This is a genomic window from Afipia clevelandensis ATCC 49720 (assembly GCF_000336555.1).
Taxonomy (GTDB): domain Bacteria; phylum Pseudomonadota; class Alphaproteobacteria; order Rhizobiales; family Xanthobacteraceae; genus Afipia; species Afipia clevelandensis.
In genome coordinates this window covers 3314901-3331646 of record NZ_KB375281.1, presented here as the reverse complement: position 1 = coordinate 3331646, position 16746 = coordinate 3314901, and the positions used below count along the sequence as shown (strand labels likewise).

At 64.1% G+C, this 16746-nt stretch carries 10 protein-coding genes; all 10 read left to right on the top strand.

The genetic code is table 11. The features are described from left to right. The first annotated feature begins 84 nt into the window (after positions 1–84). Positions 85–846, top strand: a complete 762-nt coding sequence (gene ubiE / locus HMPREF9696_RS15955) for a bifunctional demethylmenaquinone methyltransferase/2-methoxy-6-polyprenyl-1,4-benzoquinol methylase UbiE (RefSeq protein WP_002714070.1) — start codon at positions 85–87, stop codon at positions 844–846. Beyond that, positions 843–2414 carry a 2-polyprenylphenol 6-hydroxylase gene (gene ubiB, locus HMPREF9696_RS15950; protein ID WP_002714069.1) on the top strand — a complete coding sequence of 524 codons (1572 nt, stop codon included), beginning with the start codon at positions 843–845 and terminating at the stop codon, positions 2412–2414. The genes ubiE and ubiB overlap by 4 nt, the downstream gene beginning before the upstream one ends. 73 nt (positions 2415–2487) lie before the next feature. Further along, positions 2488–3912, top strand: a complete 1425-nt coding sequence (gene coaBC / locus HMPREF9696_RS15945; RefSeq protein WP_002714068.1) for a bifunctional phosphopantothenoylcysteine decarboxylase/phosphopantothenate--cysteine ligase CoaBC — start codon at positions 2488–2490, stop codon at positions 3910–3912. Positions 3913–3983: 71 nt separating this feature from the next. Beyond that, the gene (gene dut / locus HMPREF9696_RS15940; protein ID WP_002714067.1) at positions 3984–4442 is read left to right on the top strand and encodes a dUTP diphosphatase; all 459 of its coding nucleotides are present in this window, start codon (positions 3984–3986) and stop codon (positions 4440–4442) included. Positions 4443–4583: 141 nt separating this feature from the next. Next, positions 4584–7100 (top strand): PAS domain-containing sensor histidine kinase, encoded by a 2517-nt coding sequence (locus HMPREF9696_RS15935; RefSeq protein WP_002714066.1) that lies wholly within the window; start codon positions 4584–4586, stop codon positions 7098–7100. Continuing rightward, a complete protein-coding gene (locus HMPREF9696_RS15930) occupies positions 7097–8620 on the top strand; it encodes a bifunctional tRNA (adenosine(37)-N6)-threonylcarbamoyltransferase complex ATPase subunit type 1 TsaE/phosphotransferase (protein ID WP_002714065.1) in 1524 nt (507 codons plus the stop codon). Before HMPREF9696_RS15935 ends, HMPREF9696_RS15930 begins: the two co-directional genes overlap by 4 nt. A gap of 130 nt (positions 8621–8750) precedes the next feature. After that, a complete protein-coding gene (locus HMPREF9696_RS15925) occupies positions 8751–9068 on the top strand; it encodes a hypothetical protein (RefSeq protein WP_002714064.1) in 318 nt (105 codons plus the stop codon). Positions 9069–9238: 170 nt separating this feature from the next. After that, positions 9239–9961, top strand: a complete 723-nt coding sequence (locus HMPREF9696_RS15920) for a nucleotidyltransferase family protein (RefSeq protein WP_002714063.1) — start codon at positions 9239–9241, stop codon at positions 9959–9961. A gap of 56 nt (positions 9962–10017) precedes the next feature. Then, a complete protein-coding gene (gene addB / locus HMPREF9696_RS15915) occupies positions 10018–13179 on the top strand; it encodes a double-strand break repair protein AddB (RefSeq protein ID WP_002714062.1) in 3162 nt (1053 codons plus the stop codon). After that, positions 13176–16694, top strand: coding sequence for a double-strand break repair helicase AddA (gene addA, locus HMPREF9696_RS15910; protein WP_002714061.1), 3519 nt, complete (start codon positions 13176–13178; stop codon positions 16692–16694). The genes addB and addA overlap by 4 nt, the downstream gene beginning before the upstream one ends. Positions 16695–16746 lie beyond the last annotated feature (52 nt).

Sequence of the window (16746 nt, the reverse complement as noted above, 5' to 3'; positions counted from 1 at the left end):
CCGCGCATGACGCCAACGTATGTAGCGCGCTGGCGCGCGGCAGGCTATGGTCCCGCCGCAACAAGCCGCTTGGACAGACAGAGTATGGAACGGCCTGACGGAACGACACATTTCGGCTTCCGCGATGTGGAGCTTGGCGAGAAACAGACGCTGGTGAACGAGGTGTTTCACAGCGTGGCGAAGCGCTATGACCTGATGAACGACCTGATGTCCGGCGGCATGCACCGGCTCTGGAAAGAGGCGATGATCACCGCGCTCAATCCGCCGCGCTCGGATGTGCCCTTCGCCCTGCTCGATGTCGCGGGCGGCACCGGCGATATTTCCTTCCGTGCGGCCAAGGCGGCGGGCCACGGATTTCAGGCCACCGTCTGCGACATCAATACCGAAATGCTGGCTGTCGGCCGCGAGCGCGCGGAGGCACAGCATCTCGATCATCAGGTCTCGTTCGTCGAAGGCAACGCCGAAGCCCTCGCCTTCCCCGACAGGAGCTTCGACGCCTACACCATCGCGTTCGGCATCCGCAACGTACCGCGCATTCCGCTCGCCTTGAGTGAAGCATATCGCGTGCTCAAGCCCGGCTCGCGATTCCTCTGTCTGGAATTCTCATCGGTCGATGTCCCCGGCCTTGATAAAATCTACGACCTGTTCTCGTTCAATGTGATTCCGCAGCTCGGGCGAGCGGTGACCGGCGACGCCGAGTCCTATCGGTATCTTGTCGAATCGATCCGGCGGTTTCCGAAACCGAATGCTTTTGCGGACATGATCCGCGCGGCAGGATTCTCCCGCGTCAAATACGACATCATGTCCGGCGGCATTGTCGCGCTTCATTCAGGCTGGCGCTTGTGATTTCTGCGATCACTCACATTCTGAGACTGGCGCGCGCCGGCTATGTGTTCGCGCGCGAAGGCGTGTTCGGTTTCGCCGATCCGTCCGCCATGCCGCCGCAGGCACAGTTCGCGGTTCGCATGGCGCGGCTGATCGAGCGGCGCGGCGCGGCGTCCAGCGGAAAGCTCTCGCGCGCGCTGACGCGGCTCGGTCCGACATATGTCAAGCTCGGACAGTTCCTTGCCACGCGGCCCGATGTGGTCGGCGTCGCAATGGCTCGCGATCTTGAGAATCTGCAGGACCGCCTGCCTCCATTCCCGCAGGCGCAGGCGGAAGCCGTCGTCGCTGATGCTTTCGGCAAGCCTGTGGCACAGGTCTTTGCCAGCTTTGGCGAGCCGGTTGCGGCGGCATCTATCGCACAGGTGCATCGCGCGGAAATCGAGAAGGATGGCGTCCGCAAGACTGTCGCCGTCAAAGTGCTGCGGCCCAATGTCGGCGGACGATTCCGCCGCGATCTTGGCGACTTCATGTTCGCCGCACGCCAGATGGAAGCCGTCTCCGCCGAAGCGCGGCGGCTGCGCCCAATCGAGATTGTCGACACGCTGGCGCGTTCGGTTGCGATGGAAATGGATCTGCGGCTCGAGGCGGCAGCCCTCTCCGAGATGGCGGAGAATACCCGCGACGATCCGGATTTCCGGGTGCCGACGGTGGACTGGGACCGCACCAGTCATCATGTGCTGACGATGGAATGGATCGACGGCATCGCGCTGAACGATCGCGCCAAGCTCGAAGCCGCGCAGATCGACCTGCCAGATCTCGGGCGCAAGGTGATCCAGAATTTCCTGCGCCATGCGCTGCGCGACGGCTTCTTCCACGCCGACATGCATCCGGGCAATCTGTTCGTCGATGATAGCGGACGCCTCGTCGCGGTGGACTTCGGCATCATGGGGCGGCTCGGCCCGAAGGAGCGCCGCTTCCTCGCCGAAATCCTGCTCGGCTTCATCACCCGCGATTATCGCCGTGTCGCCGAAGTGCATTTCGAGGCGGGTTATGTGCCCGCGCATCATTCGGTCGAGAATTTCGCGCAGGCGATCCGCGCCATCGGCGAGCCGATTCACAACCGCGCCGCCGATGAAATCTCGATGGCGAAGCTGCTGTCGCTGCTGCTGGAAGTCACCGGCCTGTTCGACATGCGCACCCGGCCCGAACTGATCATGCTGCAGAAAACCATGGTGGTGGTCGAAGGCGTGGCGCGCGGCTTTGATCCCAAGCTCGACATCTGGACCACCGCCGATCCCGTGGTGCGCGAATGGATCGCGCGCAACCTCGGCCCGGTCGGCCAGATCGAAGGCGTGGTCCATGGCGCAGGCGACCTCGGAAAGGTGCTGGCGGGACTGCCGACCATCGCCGCCCGCTCAGTCGCGGTCCTCAACCAGTTCGACGCCATGACCCGGGACGGGCTGGTGCTATCGCCCGAAACGGTCGAGGCCATCGGAAAGGCCGAGGCCAAACGCAACCGCTGGCAGACCCTTGCTCTTTGGGTCATCGCCCTGACATTCCTCGGAATTCTCTGGACTATCCGCCAGTGATGGCATTGCAGTCATGATTTGATTGCAATGATATCATTTGATAACATCCCCCGATCAGTTCAGGGGACCCGCCATGGCCAGTCTGACCGTCCGCAAGCTCGATGAAGACCTCAAGGCCAGCCTCCGGCTGCGCGCGGCCCGGGCCGGGCGTTCGGTCGAGGACGAGGTGCGGATGATCCTGCGTGAGGCGACCGAAGGATCGGTGGGCGGGACAGCGCCAAAAGTTCCCGAAGTGAAATCAACCGCCAGACCGCAGCGCGCGCATCCTGCGACAGACAAGCCGCGCGTCACCCTGATCATCGGCGGCGGCATCGCGGCCTACAAGGCGCTCGACCTGATCCGCCGCCTGAAAGATCGCGGCATCCATGTCCGCTGCGTCATGACCCGCGGAGCACAGCAGTTCGTCACCCCGTTGACGGCGGGCGCGCTGGCGGATGAGCGCTGCTACACCGACCTGTTCGATGCCCAGAGCGAATTCGACGCCGGACATATCCGCCTTGCCCGCGACACCGACCTGATCGTGGTCGCGCCCGCGACCGCCGATCTGATGGCGAAAATGGCGCAGGGCCATGCCGACGATCTGGCCACCGCGATCCTGCTCGCCACCAATCGGCCGATACTGGTTGCGCCTGCGATGAATCCGCTGATGTGGGCCAACGCCGCGACCAAACGCAATGTCGCGCAGCTCGCGCGTGATGGCGTGACCTTCATCGGCCCGAATTCCGGCGAGATGGCCGAGGCCAATGAAGCCGGCGTCGGCCGGATGTCGGAGCCTTTGGAAATCGCCGCTGCCGCCGACGCCATTCTGCGCCCGCCCGCTACCGGCCCGCTCGCAGGAAAGAAGATTCTCATCACCGCCGGCCCGACCCACGAGCCGATTGATCCGGTACGCTACATCGCCAATCGCTCGTCAGGCAAACAGGGCTTTGCCATCGCAGCCTCTGCTGCGCATGCCGGTGCAGACGTGACGCTTGTCTCAGGTCCCGTCGATCTCGACGATCCCGTAGGGGTTCGCGTCATTCGCGTGGAATCGGCGCGCGATATGCTCACGCAGGTGGAGGCGCAGTTGCCCGCCGATATCGCGATCTTCGCCGCGGCCGTGGCCGACTGGCGCGTCGCCAATGCGGGCGAGCAGAAGATCAAGAAAACGTCCTCGGGCATGCCGCCGCTTCAACTCGTGGAAAATCCCGACATTCTCGCCACGGTCTCGAACCTGAAGCAGAATCGCCCGCCTCTGGTGATCGGCTTTGCCGCCGAAACCCAGCACCTGATCGAGAACGCGACCTCGAAACTCAAACGGAAAGGCTGCGACTGGATCGTCGCCAACGATGTCTCCCCTGCCTCCGGCGTGATGGGCGGCGACCGCAATACCGTCCATGTCCTGACGCTGGATAAAGCCAACGTGGCGGCTGATGTCGCTATTGATTCCTGGCCGGTGATGACGAAAGAGGAGGTCGCTGACGCGCTTGTCGCGAAGATCGCTGCAACGGTGGGATGATTCCGAAAAGTCGGAACCGGTTTTCGCACAAAGATCATGCCGAAAGATCAATTCTTGGGACAAGCATCCAAATGACTTCCGCCATTACTGTCGAGATCCAGCGCCTGCCCCATGCCGAAGGCCTCGCCCTTCCGGCCTATCAGACCGCCCATGCCGCTGGCCTCGATCTTCTGGCCGCAGTTCCAGAAGAGACGCCGGTAATCATGCAGCCGCGACAACGGGCATTGATCCCGACCGGGCTGATGATCGCGGTGCCTCCGGGCTTCGAAGCGCAGGTGCGGCCCCGCTCGGGACTGGCACTCAAGCACGGGATCACCGTGCTGAATTCTCCGGGCACGGTGGATGCCGATTATCGCGGCGAAGTTTCGGTGCTTTTGATCAATCACGGCGACGAACCCTTCACGATCCGGCGCGGCGAGCGCATCGCCCAGCTTGTCATCGCCGCCGTGACGCAGGCTAATCTTGTGGCAGTGACATCGCTGTCGTCGACCGATCGCGGCAGCGGCGGATTTGGTTCCACCGGACGCTGATCGAGCTGCGAATCGCACCGCACCATCGCTCACGCGGTCATTATTTCGCGGCGCGATTCACGTTCACGGTCTGGACTCTTACCCGGCGAGTCCTGTTGAGGATATTGTCGTTCGATTCGTGTGCGGCAGTTGGGATAGATCATGTCAGGCGTGATCGAGGGGATGCGGCGGACCTTGCTGTCGTGCACTTCGATTGTGCGCGCAGGCGCGGTTGGCCTTGGTGCGGCGGCCTTGACCGGCATCGCACCCGCTTTCGCGCGCGATGATTTCGTCGGCCACGCGCTCACCATCCTGTCCCAAATCGACCGGCAAGAGGTTGCGGCGCTGAGTGTGGCCGCGGCTGTTCTCGGCTTTTCGGTGGTTGCCGCCATCCTGCTGATGCGGACGCGGCTGCGCGCCGCGCGCACGGAAGCGCGCCTCCTGGCGGACAACCAGGCCCTGCAACTGGAAGCGGACCGCTTCCGCGCCTTGCTGTTTGCGGAACCGCAGGTGCTGATTTCATGGGCCGCGGGCGACGAGCGGCCGGACATCAGCGGCGATGTGGCGATGCTGATGCCGCAGGGCGCCGACCCGTTCAATCCGCAGCGGATACTTGCCTTCGGAAGCTGGCTGCTTCCGGAGCAGGCGCTGACGATGGACCATGCCATCGACAATTTGCGCGAGGCGGGAGAAGGCTTTCAACTCAACCTGTCCACCGCCAATGGCCGCACCATCGAAGCAATGGGACGCGCCATCGGCGGACAAGCCATTGTGCGGATTCGCGAATTGTCCGGCGTGCGGATGGAGCTTGCCGCACTGAACATCCGGCACAATCACTTGATGGAAGAAACCGGCGCGCTGCGGGCATTTGCCGAGGCGGTGCCGCTGCCGGTGTGGGCCCGCCGCAGCAACGGCGTCCTCAGCTTCGCCAACGCCGCCTATGCGCAGGCCACCGACGCGCGCTCGGTCGCCGACGCCATCGAACGCAACCTCGAACTGCTGGATCACGAGGATCGTGCAAGCATGGCGAAGGCGCTCGCCGAGACCAATGCTTTTCAGGCCCGCGTTCCTGTCGTCACCGGCGGCCAGCGCCGCATTCTGGATATCTGCGCGCTGAATGTGACGGGCGGCAGCGCCGGAATCGCCGTCGATGCGACCGAGCCAGCCAATTTGCGCGCGGCGCTGGAGCGGATGGCGGACGCTCATCGCCGTATGCTGGATCAATTGTCCTCCGGCGTAGCGGTGTTCGACGCGGCGCGGCGGCTGACCTTCTACAACGATTCCTATCGCCGTCTGTGGGATCTCGACCGCGCCTTCCTCGATGACAATCCCGACGATTCGAGTGTGCTGGACCGGCTGCGCGTCGCCCGCAAGATTCCCGAACAGACCGATTTCCGCGCCTGGAAGAACAAGCTGTTCGAAGCCTACCGCGCCATCGAGCCTGCGAAAGACACCTGGTACCTTCCGGACGGACGCGCGCTTAGTGTCGTCACCACGCCCAATCCGGAAGGCGGCGTCACCTACCTCTTCGACGACGTCACCGAAAGCCTCAAGCTCGCACGGCAGAATGACGGCCTGATCCGCGTCCAGCGCGAGACGCTCGACAACCTCGCCGAAGCCGTCGCCGTGTTCGGCAGCAACGGCCGCGCCCAATTGTTCAATCCGCCGTTCGCGCGGATGTGGAAACTTTCAACCGAACAACTGGCGCAGCAGCCGCATGTCGAAGCCATCGAGCAATGGTGCCGTCCACTGTTCGACGACGACACCACATGGCAGACCCTGCGCGGCGCCATCACCGGCATCGACAATCGCTCCCCGGTCCCGCTGCGGCTCGAACGCAAGGACGGCAGCGTCCTGGACTGCACCACCATGCCGCTGCCCGACGGCGCGACCATGCTGACCTTCCAGGATGTCACCGATACCGTGAATGTCGAGCGCGCCTTGCGCGAGCGCAACGAAGCGCTCGAAACCGCCGATCAGATGAAGATCGACTTCGTGCATCACATGTCCTACGAGTTGCGCGCGCCGCTGACCTCGATCATCGGCTTCGCGCATTTCCTCGGCGATCCGTCCACCGGGCCGATGACCGCGAAGCAAAGCGAGTATCTCAGCTACATCACCACCTCGACCGACGCGCTGCTCGCCATCAGCAACAACATCCTCGATCTCGCCACCATTGATGCGGGCGCGATGAAGCTCAATCTCGGACCGGTCGATTTGCGCAAGACCGTCGAGGAGGCGACCGCCGGCATTCAGGACCGTCTTGCCCGCGAGAACATCCGGCTCGACGTCCAGATTGATCCCGCCATTGGCGATTTCGTCGCCGACGAACGCCGCATCGTACAGGTCCTCTACAATCTTCTGGCGAATGCGGTCGGCTTCTCGCCGCCGAACAGCACCGTCGTGCTCCGCGCCCGCCGCAGCAATGCCAGCGTCGTGTTTTCCGTATCCGACACCGGCCCCGGCATTCCGGAAGAGGTCAAGGACAAGGTGTTCGACTGGTTCGAGAGCCATGCCAACGGGTCGCGCCATCGCGGCGCGGGTCTCGGCCTGTCGCTGGTGCGCTCCTTCGTCGAACTGCACGGCGGCAAGGTCTATGTCGACTCCGTCGTCGGCAAGGGCACGACGGTGACATGCGAATTCCCCGCCGACCAGACCTTCCGCAACGCCGCTGAATGAGCGATCCCGCGACATTCCACACGGCGCTGGCCAACGAGGCCGCCACCGGTCATCTGATGGCCGATCTCGCACTGCTGCTCAGTGCAGGCGATGTCATCACCCTGTCCGGCGATCTCGGAGCGGGCAAGACCGCCGCCGCCCGCGCGTTGATCCGCTATCTCGCGCAGGATGACGACCTGGAAGTGCCAAGCCCGACCTTTACGCTGGCGCAGACCTACGACCTGCCGTCGTTCCCGCTGCTGCATGCCGATCTCTATCGGATCGCCGATCCGGACGAGCTGGAAGAGATTGGGCTGTCACCGCTGCCGGACGGCACCGTGGCGCTGATCGAATGGCCGGAACGCGCACCTGACATGTTGCCGCCGGACCGCATCGACATCGCGCTCAGTCATCGCCCGTCGCTCGGCACCGGCGCGCGCGCGGCCGAGATCACCGGCTACGGCAAACTCAAAGCCAAGGTCGAACGGCTCGCGGCGCTGCGCCGCTTTCTCGAGTTGTCGGGTACCCTCGATGCGAAGCGTCAACGCATGCCGGGCGACGCATCGACGCGCTCCTACGCACGGCTGACGAAGAACGATCAGACCACCATCCTGATGAACTCGCCGCGCCGTCCCGATGGACCGGCGCTCTATGACGGAAAATCCTACAGCGAGGCAGTCCATCTCGCGGAAGACGTCAGACCGTTCGTCGCGATTGCCAACGGCCTGCGCGAGCGCGGCTATTCGGCGCCCGCGATACATCATGCCGACCTCGATGAAGGTTTTCTCATTACCGAGGATTTTGGCCGCGACACCTTCATCACCGGCGATCCGCCGAAGCCGATCGCCGAGCGCTATCAGGCGGCGGTGGACATGCTGGCGGAACTCCATCAAGAACAATTGCCGGACGTGCTGCCGTTCGCGCCGCATCGCGATTACACCGTGCCGCCGTTCGACGACAACGCCATGATGATCGAGGTCGGGCTGATGCCGGAATGGTATCTGCCCGACAAGGGCGTGACGCTGACCAGCAACATGCAGGCGGATTTCCTGCTGATCTGGAGCGACCTGTTCGCCAAACTCGCGGATGCATCGAAGACCTGGACGCTGCGCGATTTTCATTCGCCGAACCTGATCTGGCTGGCGCATCGGAAGGACATTCAGCGCGTCGGCCTGCTCGATTTTCAGGACGCGGTGATGGGGCCTGCCGCCTACGACCTGGTCTCGCTGCTGCAGGATGCCCGGATCGACGTTCCCGAAAGCGTCGAGCTCACGATGCTCACCCGCTATGTGAAACTGCGCAAAACGGCAGATCCCGCCTTCGATACCGCAGCCTTCGCCCGGCAATACGCGATCATGTCGGCGCAGCGGAACACGCGGCTGCTCGGCACCTTCGCCCGCCTCAACCGGCGCGACGGAAAGCCGCAATATCTGCGGCACCAGCCCCGGGTCTGGACCTACCTGAACCGGGCGCTCGCACATCCCTCGCTGGAAATTTTCCGCGAGTGGTGCATGACCCACGTCCCGCCCCCCGCGGCCTGAACCGAAGCCGCCATTTGACCGGTTGTTTTTACCGGTTGTTAGCCAGCGCGCCCGTATTTTGGGTTCCGACGACTGTGCCGCGCGGCTCCGGCCTCGCGGATCACAGCACCCTCGAGCGGAGTACGGGTTTATGGCCGAACGGCGTGCAGGCGATCGCGTGGTTTTCGAGCGTGGTTTTGCGGCTCACCTGATGGGGATCGACGGAACATGGCGCCGGAACTGCCTGGTCGAGGATATTTCCGAGACCGGCGCGAAGCTCACCGTGGAAGGATCGGTCGAGGGCCTGAATCTGAAGGAATTTTTTCTGCTGCTGTCGTCGACCGGTCTTGCCTATCGCCGCTGCGAACTTTCCTGGGTCAATGGCGAACAGATCGGTGCAGGCTTCCTCAAGCCTGAGAAGAAGAAATCCGCCCGCCGCCCCAGCGGCTCGCAGATGATCGAAGTCTGACGGCGCGCCATCGGACCGCAGCCGGCCCCGAAGTCGCACCGCCGTCACAAAGTGTCATTACAGCCTGATCCGCACGGCGCGCCGCGCCGATTCGGATGCTATACTCGGCACTCATGAGTTGCCGCGAACGCGCCTCGGCGCGCCGCCGACCGCCGTTGAGACAGACATAAATGCCCGTCCATCCCGCTTCCGCCATGGTTCTCGCCGCCGGCCTCGGCACGCGCATGCGGCCGCTGACCGACAAGATGCCGAAGCCCATGGTGCCGGTCGCAGGCAAGCCGCTGCTCGATCACGTCCTCGACCGGCTCGCCGAGGCCAACGTCACCACCGCCGTGGTGAATGTGCATTATCTTCCCGATCAGATCATCCAGCACGTCAAGGACCGCACCTCCCCGCGCGTCATTATCTCCGACGAACGCGACATGGTGCTCGGCACCGGTGGCGGAGTGGTGAAAGCCCTGCCGCTGCTCGGCGACGCGCCGTTCTATCACCTCAACGCGGACACGATGTGGATCGACAGCGTTCATCCCAATCTGCTGCGTCTTGCCGACGCCTTCGATCCGGCGCGAATGGACATCCTGCTGCTGATGGCGCCGACGGCGAACAGCATCGGCTATTCCGGCGCGGGTGACTATGCGATGCTGACCGACGGCGCCTTGCGCAAGCGCAAGGAGCATCAGGTGGTGCCGTTCGTCTATGCCGGCGCGGCGATCATCTCGCCCGCGGTTTTCAGCAATGCGCCGGCCGGCGAATTCTCCCTGACGAAAATGTTCGACGCCGCCAACGAGCAGGAACGTCTGTTCGGATTGCGGCTCGACGGCACCTGGATGCATGTCGGCACGCCGGATGCGGTCGGGGCCGCGGAAGAAGCCCTGCTCGCCAGCGTGGCGTAAAGACTCCCTCCCCCAATCCGCCCGTGCCATGATGCCGATCCCGAATCGGATCCTGCATGCACGTTTTCAATGTCCCATCCTCTGCACCGTTCCTTCACACGGTGATTTCGGCGCTTGTCGATGGCAGGCTGGTCGCAGGATTCGACGCGCGCGCAAATCCTGAACGGCTGGCCGACGCCACGCTCTATCTGCCGACCCGGCGCGCGGGCCGGCTGGCGCGCGAGGTGTTCCTCGACGTGTTGCAAAGCGATGCCGTGGTCCTTCCGCGCATTGTCGCACTCGGCAGCGTCGACGAGGATGAACTGGAATTCTCCGACGATGGCCAACTCGGCGGCTCCGAGGCATCCCTGCTGCCGCCGAAACTGGATGACCTCGCGCGAAGACTGACACTGGCGCGGCTGGTTGCCGCCTGGGCCAAACGGCAGCCCGCGTCTCTTGTGGTCGGAAGCCCCGCATCGACGCTTGCGCTGGCGGGCGACCTTGCGCGGCTAATGGACGACATGGTCACACGCGGGGTCGGCTGGGATGCGCTGGACACCATCGTGCCGGACGAGCTCGACATCTACTGGCAGCACACGCTGGCCTTCCTGAAAATCGCGAAGGAAACCTGGCCGGAGCATCTGGCGCAGATCGACCGCATCGAACCGGCGGCCCGGCGCGACCTCCTGATCGCAATGGAAGCGAGCCGGCTCAAGGCCAACCAGAAAGGCCCGGTGATCGCGGCAGGCTCGACCGGCTCGATGCCCGCCACCGCAAAATTCCTGCATGCGATTGCGCAGTTGCCTCAGGGCGCTGTGGTGTTGCCCGGCCTCGACAACGATCTCGATCAAGCGGCTTGGGACCAGATCGGCGGCACGGTCGCTGCCGGGGATCTTGTCGCGACACCCGCCGCCTGGAGCCATCCGCAATTTGCGCTTCATGGCTTGCTGGAGAGATTGGGCATCAAGCGGCGTGATGTCGAACAACTCGCCGCACCGGCTTCCTATGGCCGCGAGGTGCTGATGTCCGAGACAATGCGCCCCGCGACGTCGAGCGAAAAATGGCATACGCAACTCTCCGACAAGGCGATCACGCAGCGCATCGCCTCCGCCACCGAAAACCTTACCCTGATCGAAGCCGCCAATCCCGAGATGGAAGCGCTCGCCATCGCCACGGCCATGCGCGAGGCGCGTGAACGGAATCTCACGGCGGCGCTGGTCACGCCGGATCGTGCGCTCGCACGCCGCGTCATGGCTTCACTGGGCCGATGGAATCTCGCCTTCGACGACTCCGGCGGCGATTCCCTGATGGACACCCCGGCCGGCATCTTTGCGCGGCTAACGGCACAGGCTGTTGCGGACGAACTGGCGCCGCCGGTGCTGCTGGCGCTCCTCAAGCATCCGCTGTTCCGGCTGGGCCGTGCACAAGGCGCTTTGACCAAAGCCATTGGCGACCTCGAACTTGCCCTGATGCGCGGACCGCGCCCGGCGCCCGGCAGCGAAGGCCTTGCGCGTGACTTTGCGCGCTTCCGCGACGAACTCGGAAAGCTCCGGCGCAGGGAGCCATCCACGATCCACTATTCCGAGCCGCGCGCGCAGCTCGATGACATTGTGCTAGATGGCGTGGGCGCCCTCATCGCCGGTCTGACAACCGCACTCAAACCGCTGGAAGACTTGCGGCCCGGAAAACCGCATGACCTGATGGCGTTTGCCGCGTGCCATCACGAGGTGCTGCGGAATCTGAGCGCGGATGACAAGGGTGTTCTTCGCGCATTTGAGGATTCCGATGGCGGCGCGCTGTCGAAAGCGTTCGATGACCTGTTCCAGACCGGAGAATCCTCGGCTGAGGACCGCAAGCCGCCACCGAGCGGCCTGACGCTCACACTCGGCGATTATCCCGAGGTGTTCCAGACCGCGTTCGGCGATCGCATCGTGCGCCGTCCGCAATCGGCGGCCTCGCTTCGCATCTATGGCCCGCTCGAAGCGCGCCTGACCGAATGCAACCGCGTGATCCTCGGCGGGCTTGTGGAAGGCGTCTGGCCGCCGGCGCCCCGGGTCGATCCGTGGTTGAGCCGCCCGATGCGCCACCAGCTCGGCCTCGATCTGCCGGAACGGCGCATCGGCCTGTCCGCGCACGACTTTGCGCAGTTGCTCGGCACGAAAGAAGTCATCCTCTCACGCGCGGCGAAGGTCGGCGGCGCCCCTGCGGTGGCCTCGCGCTTTCTGCACCGTATGGAAGCCGTCGTGGGAAAGGAACTCTGGGCGGACATCAAAGCGCGCGGCGATACCTATGTCCGTTATGCCGATGAACTCGATCGCCCGTCGAGTGTCGCGCCGGTCGCGCGGCCGGAGCCGAAGCCGGATGTCGGGCTTCGTCCTCTGGTCATGTCAGTGACCGAAATCGAGGACTGGCTTCGCGATCCCTACACGATCTACGCAAAACGCATTTTGCGGCTGACGCCGCTCGATCCCGTCGACATGCCGTTGACGGCGGCGGACCGGGGATCGGCCATTCACGAGGCGCTCGGCGAATTCACCACGCGGTTCGCGGATGCCCTGCCCGGCGATGTCGCCAGCGCCCTGCGCGAAATCGGCGCCACGCATTTTGCGCCGCTGATGGAGCGCCCGGAGGCGCGCGCCTTGTGGTGGCCGCGATTTCTGCGCATCGCCGACTGGTTCGCAGGATGGGAAGCAAGGCGGCGGGTGGATGTTGCGCGCGTCGACGCCGAAATTCGCGGCGAGATTTCGATCCCCCTGGGCAATGGACGCGCCTTCAGCCTCTCGGCGCGCGCCGACCGCATTGAGAAGCGCCTCGGCGGCGGCTACGCGATCCTTGACTACAAGACCGGCCAGCCGCCCAGCGCCAAACAGGTCCGCCTTGGCCTCTCGCCGCAACTCACTCTGGAAGCGGCGATCCTCCGGCGCGGCGGCTTTGCTGCCATTCCCGCGGCCTCTTCCGTTGATGAACTCGTTTATGTCCGGCTTAGCGGCAACAATCCGCCCGGCAAGGCAACGGTACTTGAACTGAAGGTCAATAGAAGCGATCCGCCGCAGTTGCCCGATCAGGCCGCTGATGAAGCATTTCAAAAACTGGAGGGCCTGATCCGCAAGTTCGACCGAGGGGAGACACCTTATCTCTCGGTCGTTCTCCCGATGTGGGAGAACCGCTACGGCAAGTACGACGATCTTGCCCGCATCAAGGAGTGGTCCGCAGGCGGAACCGGAGAGGACGAGGAATGAGTTCTCCGCGCAAGAACATCCCCGATGCCGTGCGCGATGCTCAGGCGCGAGCATCGAATCCGGATGTCTCCGCTTTCGTCGCCGCCAATGCCGGATCCGGCAAGACGCATGTTCTGGTCAATCGTGTCATACGGCTGTTGCTGAACGGCGTGCCCCCCGAGAGAATTCTCTGCATTACCTTCACGAAGGCGGCGGCCGCCAACATGGCGCAGCGCGTGTTCGAGACGCTGGGTCGCTGGGTGACACTGCCTGAGCGCGAGCTGGATGAGGCAATCCGCGCTGTCGGCGCACCGGCGGCGACAGCGCAGACGCGCCTGCGGGCACGAAAGCTGTTTGCGAGTGCGCTTGAGACACCCGGCGGACTAAAGGTGCAGACCATTCACGCGCTCTGCACCCGACTGCTGCAGCAATTTCCATTCGAAGCAAATGTGCCTGCGCGATTCTCGGTGCTTGATGACCGCGATCAGAACGAGATGATGGAGCGCGCCAACCTGGCGGTGCTCCTCGAAGCGGCTCAATCACCCGAGAGCGATGCGGGCTGGGCGTTGAATATCGCCATGTCCGCCGCCGCCGACGTGACCTTCAAGGACGTGGTGCGCGAGGCCTGCCTGAGCCGCGATCATTTCGTCAAATGGTCCGATACCGTCAAAACGCGGGAGCGAGCGCATGCCGCCCTTTCGCAAGCACTCGGGATCGGTGAGGCCGACGCCTCTGACGCGCTTGTTGCGGAGATTTCACGCCATTCTCTCTCGCTAGAAGATTGCGGAGCGCTCATCGCACGCCTGATGGAAACGGGAAACAACATCGACAACGCCCAGGCCGCGCGCTTGTCCGCAGCAATGCAGAGCGGCTGGCCGGACGCAGTCGACGACTATGCCGAGTTCTTCTTGAAGGACGACGGCGCCGCCAAGGAAGACCGCTACCTTCTCAGCAAGGGTCTCAGGGACGATTTTCCCGCTCTGATGACGCTGGCAAGGAACGAGCGCGACCGCGTTGCGCCGCTAATCGCCCGGCTTCGCGCCACCCGGGCGCGCGACCGGGCGCTTGCCCTGTTCGTGATCGCGACTGCCGCAGCCAACAACTATCGTCGCGAGAAACAGGAACGCGGCCTGCTCGATTACGATGACCTGATTGACAAGACTTACGAAATGTTGACCAGCGTGTCGTCCGGCTGGGTGCATTTCAAGCTCGATCGCGGCATCGATCACGTCCTGATCGACGAGGCGCAGGACACCAGCCCGCGGCAATGGGACATCATCGACTGCTTGACGGCGGAATTCACCACCGGCGCGGGCGCGCGTGACGGCGTCAAGCGAACGATATTCGCGGTCGGCGACGAGAAGCAGTCGATCTTCTCGTTTCAGGGCGCCATGCCACGCGAATTCGATCATCGCCGACGGGATATCAAGGAACGGTTCGAAGCTGCCGGGCTGCGTTTCGATCCAGTGTCGTTCACCTATTCGTTCCGCTCCGGTGAAGGCGTGCTGCAGGCCGTCACCAGCACCTTCAAAGACTCCGGAATCTACAAGAGTGTCACGACCGATCTCGACGGCATGCCGCCGCACATGGCGCTGCAGGATGCGGCCCCGGCCCAGATCGACCTGTGGGAGATTGAAGTTCCCGATACACAAGAGGATATCGAGGGCTGGAGCGCGGCATTCGACCACATCGCGGAGACAAGTCCCGAAGTGCGCCTGGCCCGGCGAGTACAGACGGAAATTCGATCGCTGATTGCCGCGCGCACCTTGACCGGCCCCCGCGACAAACGCCGCCCGCTACGCTACGGCGATTTGCTGGTGCTGGTGCGGCGCCGGGGCCGCGCGTTCGACGCGATCATCCAGGCGCTGAAGCATGCCGGCATTCCTGTTGCAGGCGCTGACCGCCTCAAGCTGACCGAACACATTGCGGTCATCGACCTGATGAATCTCGCTGATGCGCTGCTGCTGCCGCGCGACGATCTTGCGCTGGCGGTCGCACTGAAGAGTCCGCTGTTCGGTCTCGACGATGACCACCTGCTCTCGCTCGCGCCTGACCGCGCGGGATCGCTCCGCGATGCGCTCGCGGCGCATGCCGCAACCGACGAAAAAATCGCAACTGCGCTGGACCGGCTGAAGCGATACGAACAACGGTTCGCACAGGAAACGCCGTTCTCCTTCTACGCCTGGCTGCTGGGCGCTGACCGCGGACGCGCACGTATTCTCGCGCGGCTCGGGCCGGAGGCCGATGACGCGCTCGACGAATTTCTCGAACTGGCGCTGACTTACGAGCGCAAAGGGCCGGCCTCCCTTCAAGGCTTCATGGCATGGCTGCGCGCGGCCGATACCGAGGTCAAGCGCGACATGGAAATCGCGCGCGACGAAGTCCGCGTGATGACGGTACACGGCTCAAAGGGCCTTGAAGCGCCGGTTGTATTCGTTGTCGATACGACAACCTCGCCGGCCGACACCCAGCGGACGAATCTCATTCGCCTGCAGGCGCAGGGAAATGCCGCGCCACATGCACCGGCCATTGTGCTCTGGGCCGGCAAGAAGGCGTTCGATCTGCCCATGGTCGCGACGGCCCGCGACGCGATGAAGAACGATACCGAAGATGAGTATCGCCGGCTGCTATACGTCGCGATGACACGCGCCGCCGATCGCCTGATTGTCGGCGGCGTGCTTCCCGGCAACATGCGCGCGGTGCGCAAGCTCTCCTGGTACGACCTCATCCAGAAAGGGCTCGCAGACCCGGAATCAGGATTGCAATGCGAGATCATCGCAACGGGCTTCGGCCCCGTGAAGCGCTACGCGCGCCCGCAGGACGTCGAACCGCAAGGAGAAAGTGCTGCGCCGGTTCAGGAGATGCTGGCCCTCCAACAATTCCCCGGCTGGCTCAGGACACCTGCGCCGAAGGAAGGCCCCGCCGACATCCTGCTGCGGCCGTCGGACTCATCGCCGGGCGAAGGCGAAGGCCATCGCATTATCACCGACGAAACGCGCGCCGCGCGCAAGCGCGCCCTTAAGCGCGGAACGCTGATCCATCGGCTGCTGCAATCGCTCCCCGATGTCGCAGGCGAGCGGCGCGAGAAGGCTGCGCTCGATTTCCTGCGGCGCAACGCCGAACCGCTGTTCTCCGAAGAGGAATGCATCGCACTGGCGCGGCAAGTCATCGCGCTGATCGAGACGCCCGCCTTCGCACCGGTGTTCGGGCAAGGCAGCCGCGCGGAGGTTTCGGTTGCGGGACGTGTGCCACGGGCCGGACGCCCGCCCGCGCTGGTGTCGGGTCAGATCGACCGGCTGGTGGTGACGCCGAACGAGGTGCTGATTGTCGACTACAAAACCAATCATGCGCCGCCCGCCGCGGTCGCCGATGCGCCGCAGGCCTATGTGCGCCAGCTTGCGCTCTATCGCGATGTGCTGCGGCGGCTCTATCCGGGCCACGATGTGCGCTGCCTGCTCCTGTGGACAGAAACGGCTGCGCTGATGGAAATCCCGGCCTCCGCGCTGGACGCAGAGCTGCAATCGCTGGTGTCCTGAGGCCCCGACCGGCCTTCAGCCGCCGCCAAAGCGGGGTTAATCCCTTGAATTG

Excerpts from the sequence above, each read along its gene's own strand:
- ubiE (WP_002714070.1), top strand. The coding sequence starts at position 85 with ATGGAACGGCCTGACGGAACGACACATTTCGGCTTCCGCGATGTGGAG.
- coaBC (WP_002714068.1), top strand. The coding sequence starts at position 2,488 with ATGGCCAGTCTGACCGTCCGCAAGCTCGATGAAGACCTCAAGGCCAGC.
- dut (WP_002714067.1), top strand. The coding sequence starts at position 3,984 with ATGACTTCCGCCATTACTGTCGAGATCCAGCGCCTGCCCCATGCCGAA.
- HMPREF9696_RS15935 (WP_002714066.1), top strand. The coding sequence starts at position 4,584 with ATGTCAGGCGTGATCGAGGGGATGCGGCGGACCTTGCTGTCGTGCACT.
- HMPREF9696_RS15930 (WP_002714065.1), top strand. The coding sequence starts at position 7,097 with ATGAGCGATCCCGCGACATTCCACACGGCGCTGGCCAACGAGGCCGCC.
- HMPREF9696_RS15925 (WP_002714064.1), top strand. The coding sequence starts at position 8,751 with ATGGCCGAACGGCGTGCAGGCGATCGCGTGGTTTTCGAGCGTGGTTTT.
- HMPREF9696_RS15920 (WP_002714063.1), top strand. The coding sequence starts at position 9,239 with ATGCCCGTCCATCCCGCTTCCGCCATGGTTCTCGCCGCCGGCCTCGGC.
- addB (WP_002714062.1), top strand. The coding sequence starts at position 10,018 with ATGCACGTTTTCAATGTCCCATCCTCTGCACCGTTCCTTCACACGGTG.
- addA (WP_002714061.1), top strand. The coding sequence starts at position 13,176 with ATGAGTTCTCCGCGCAAGAACATCCCCGATGCCGTGCGCGATGCTCAG.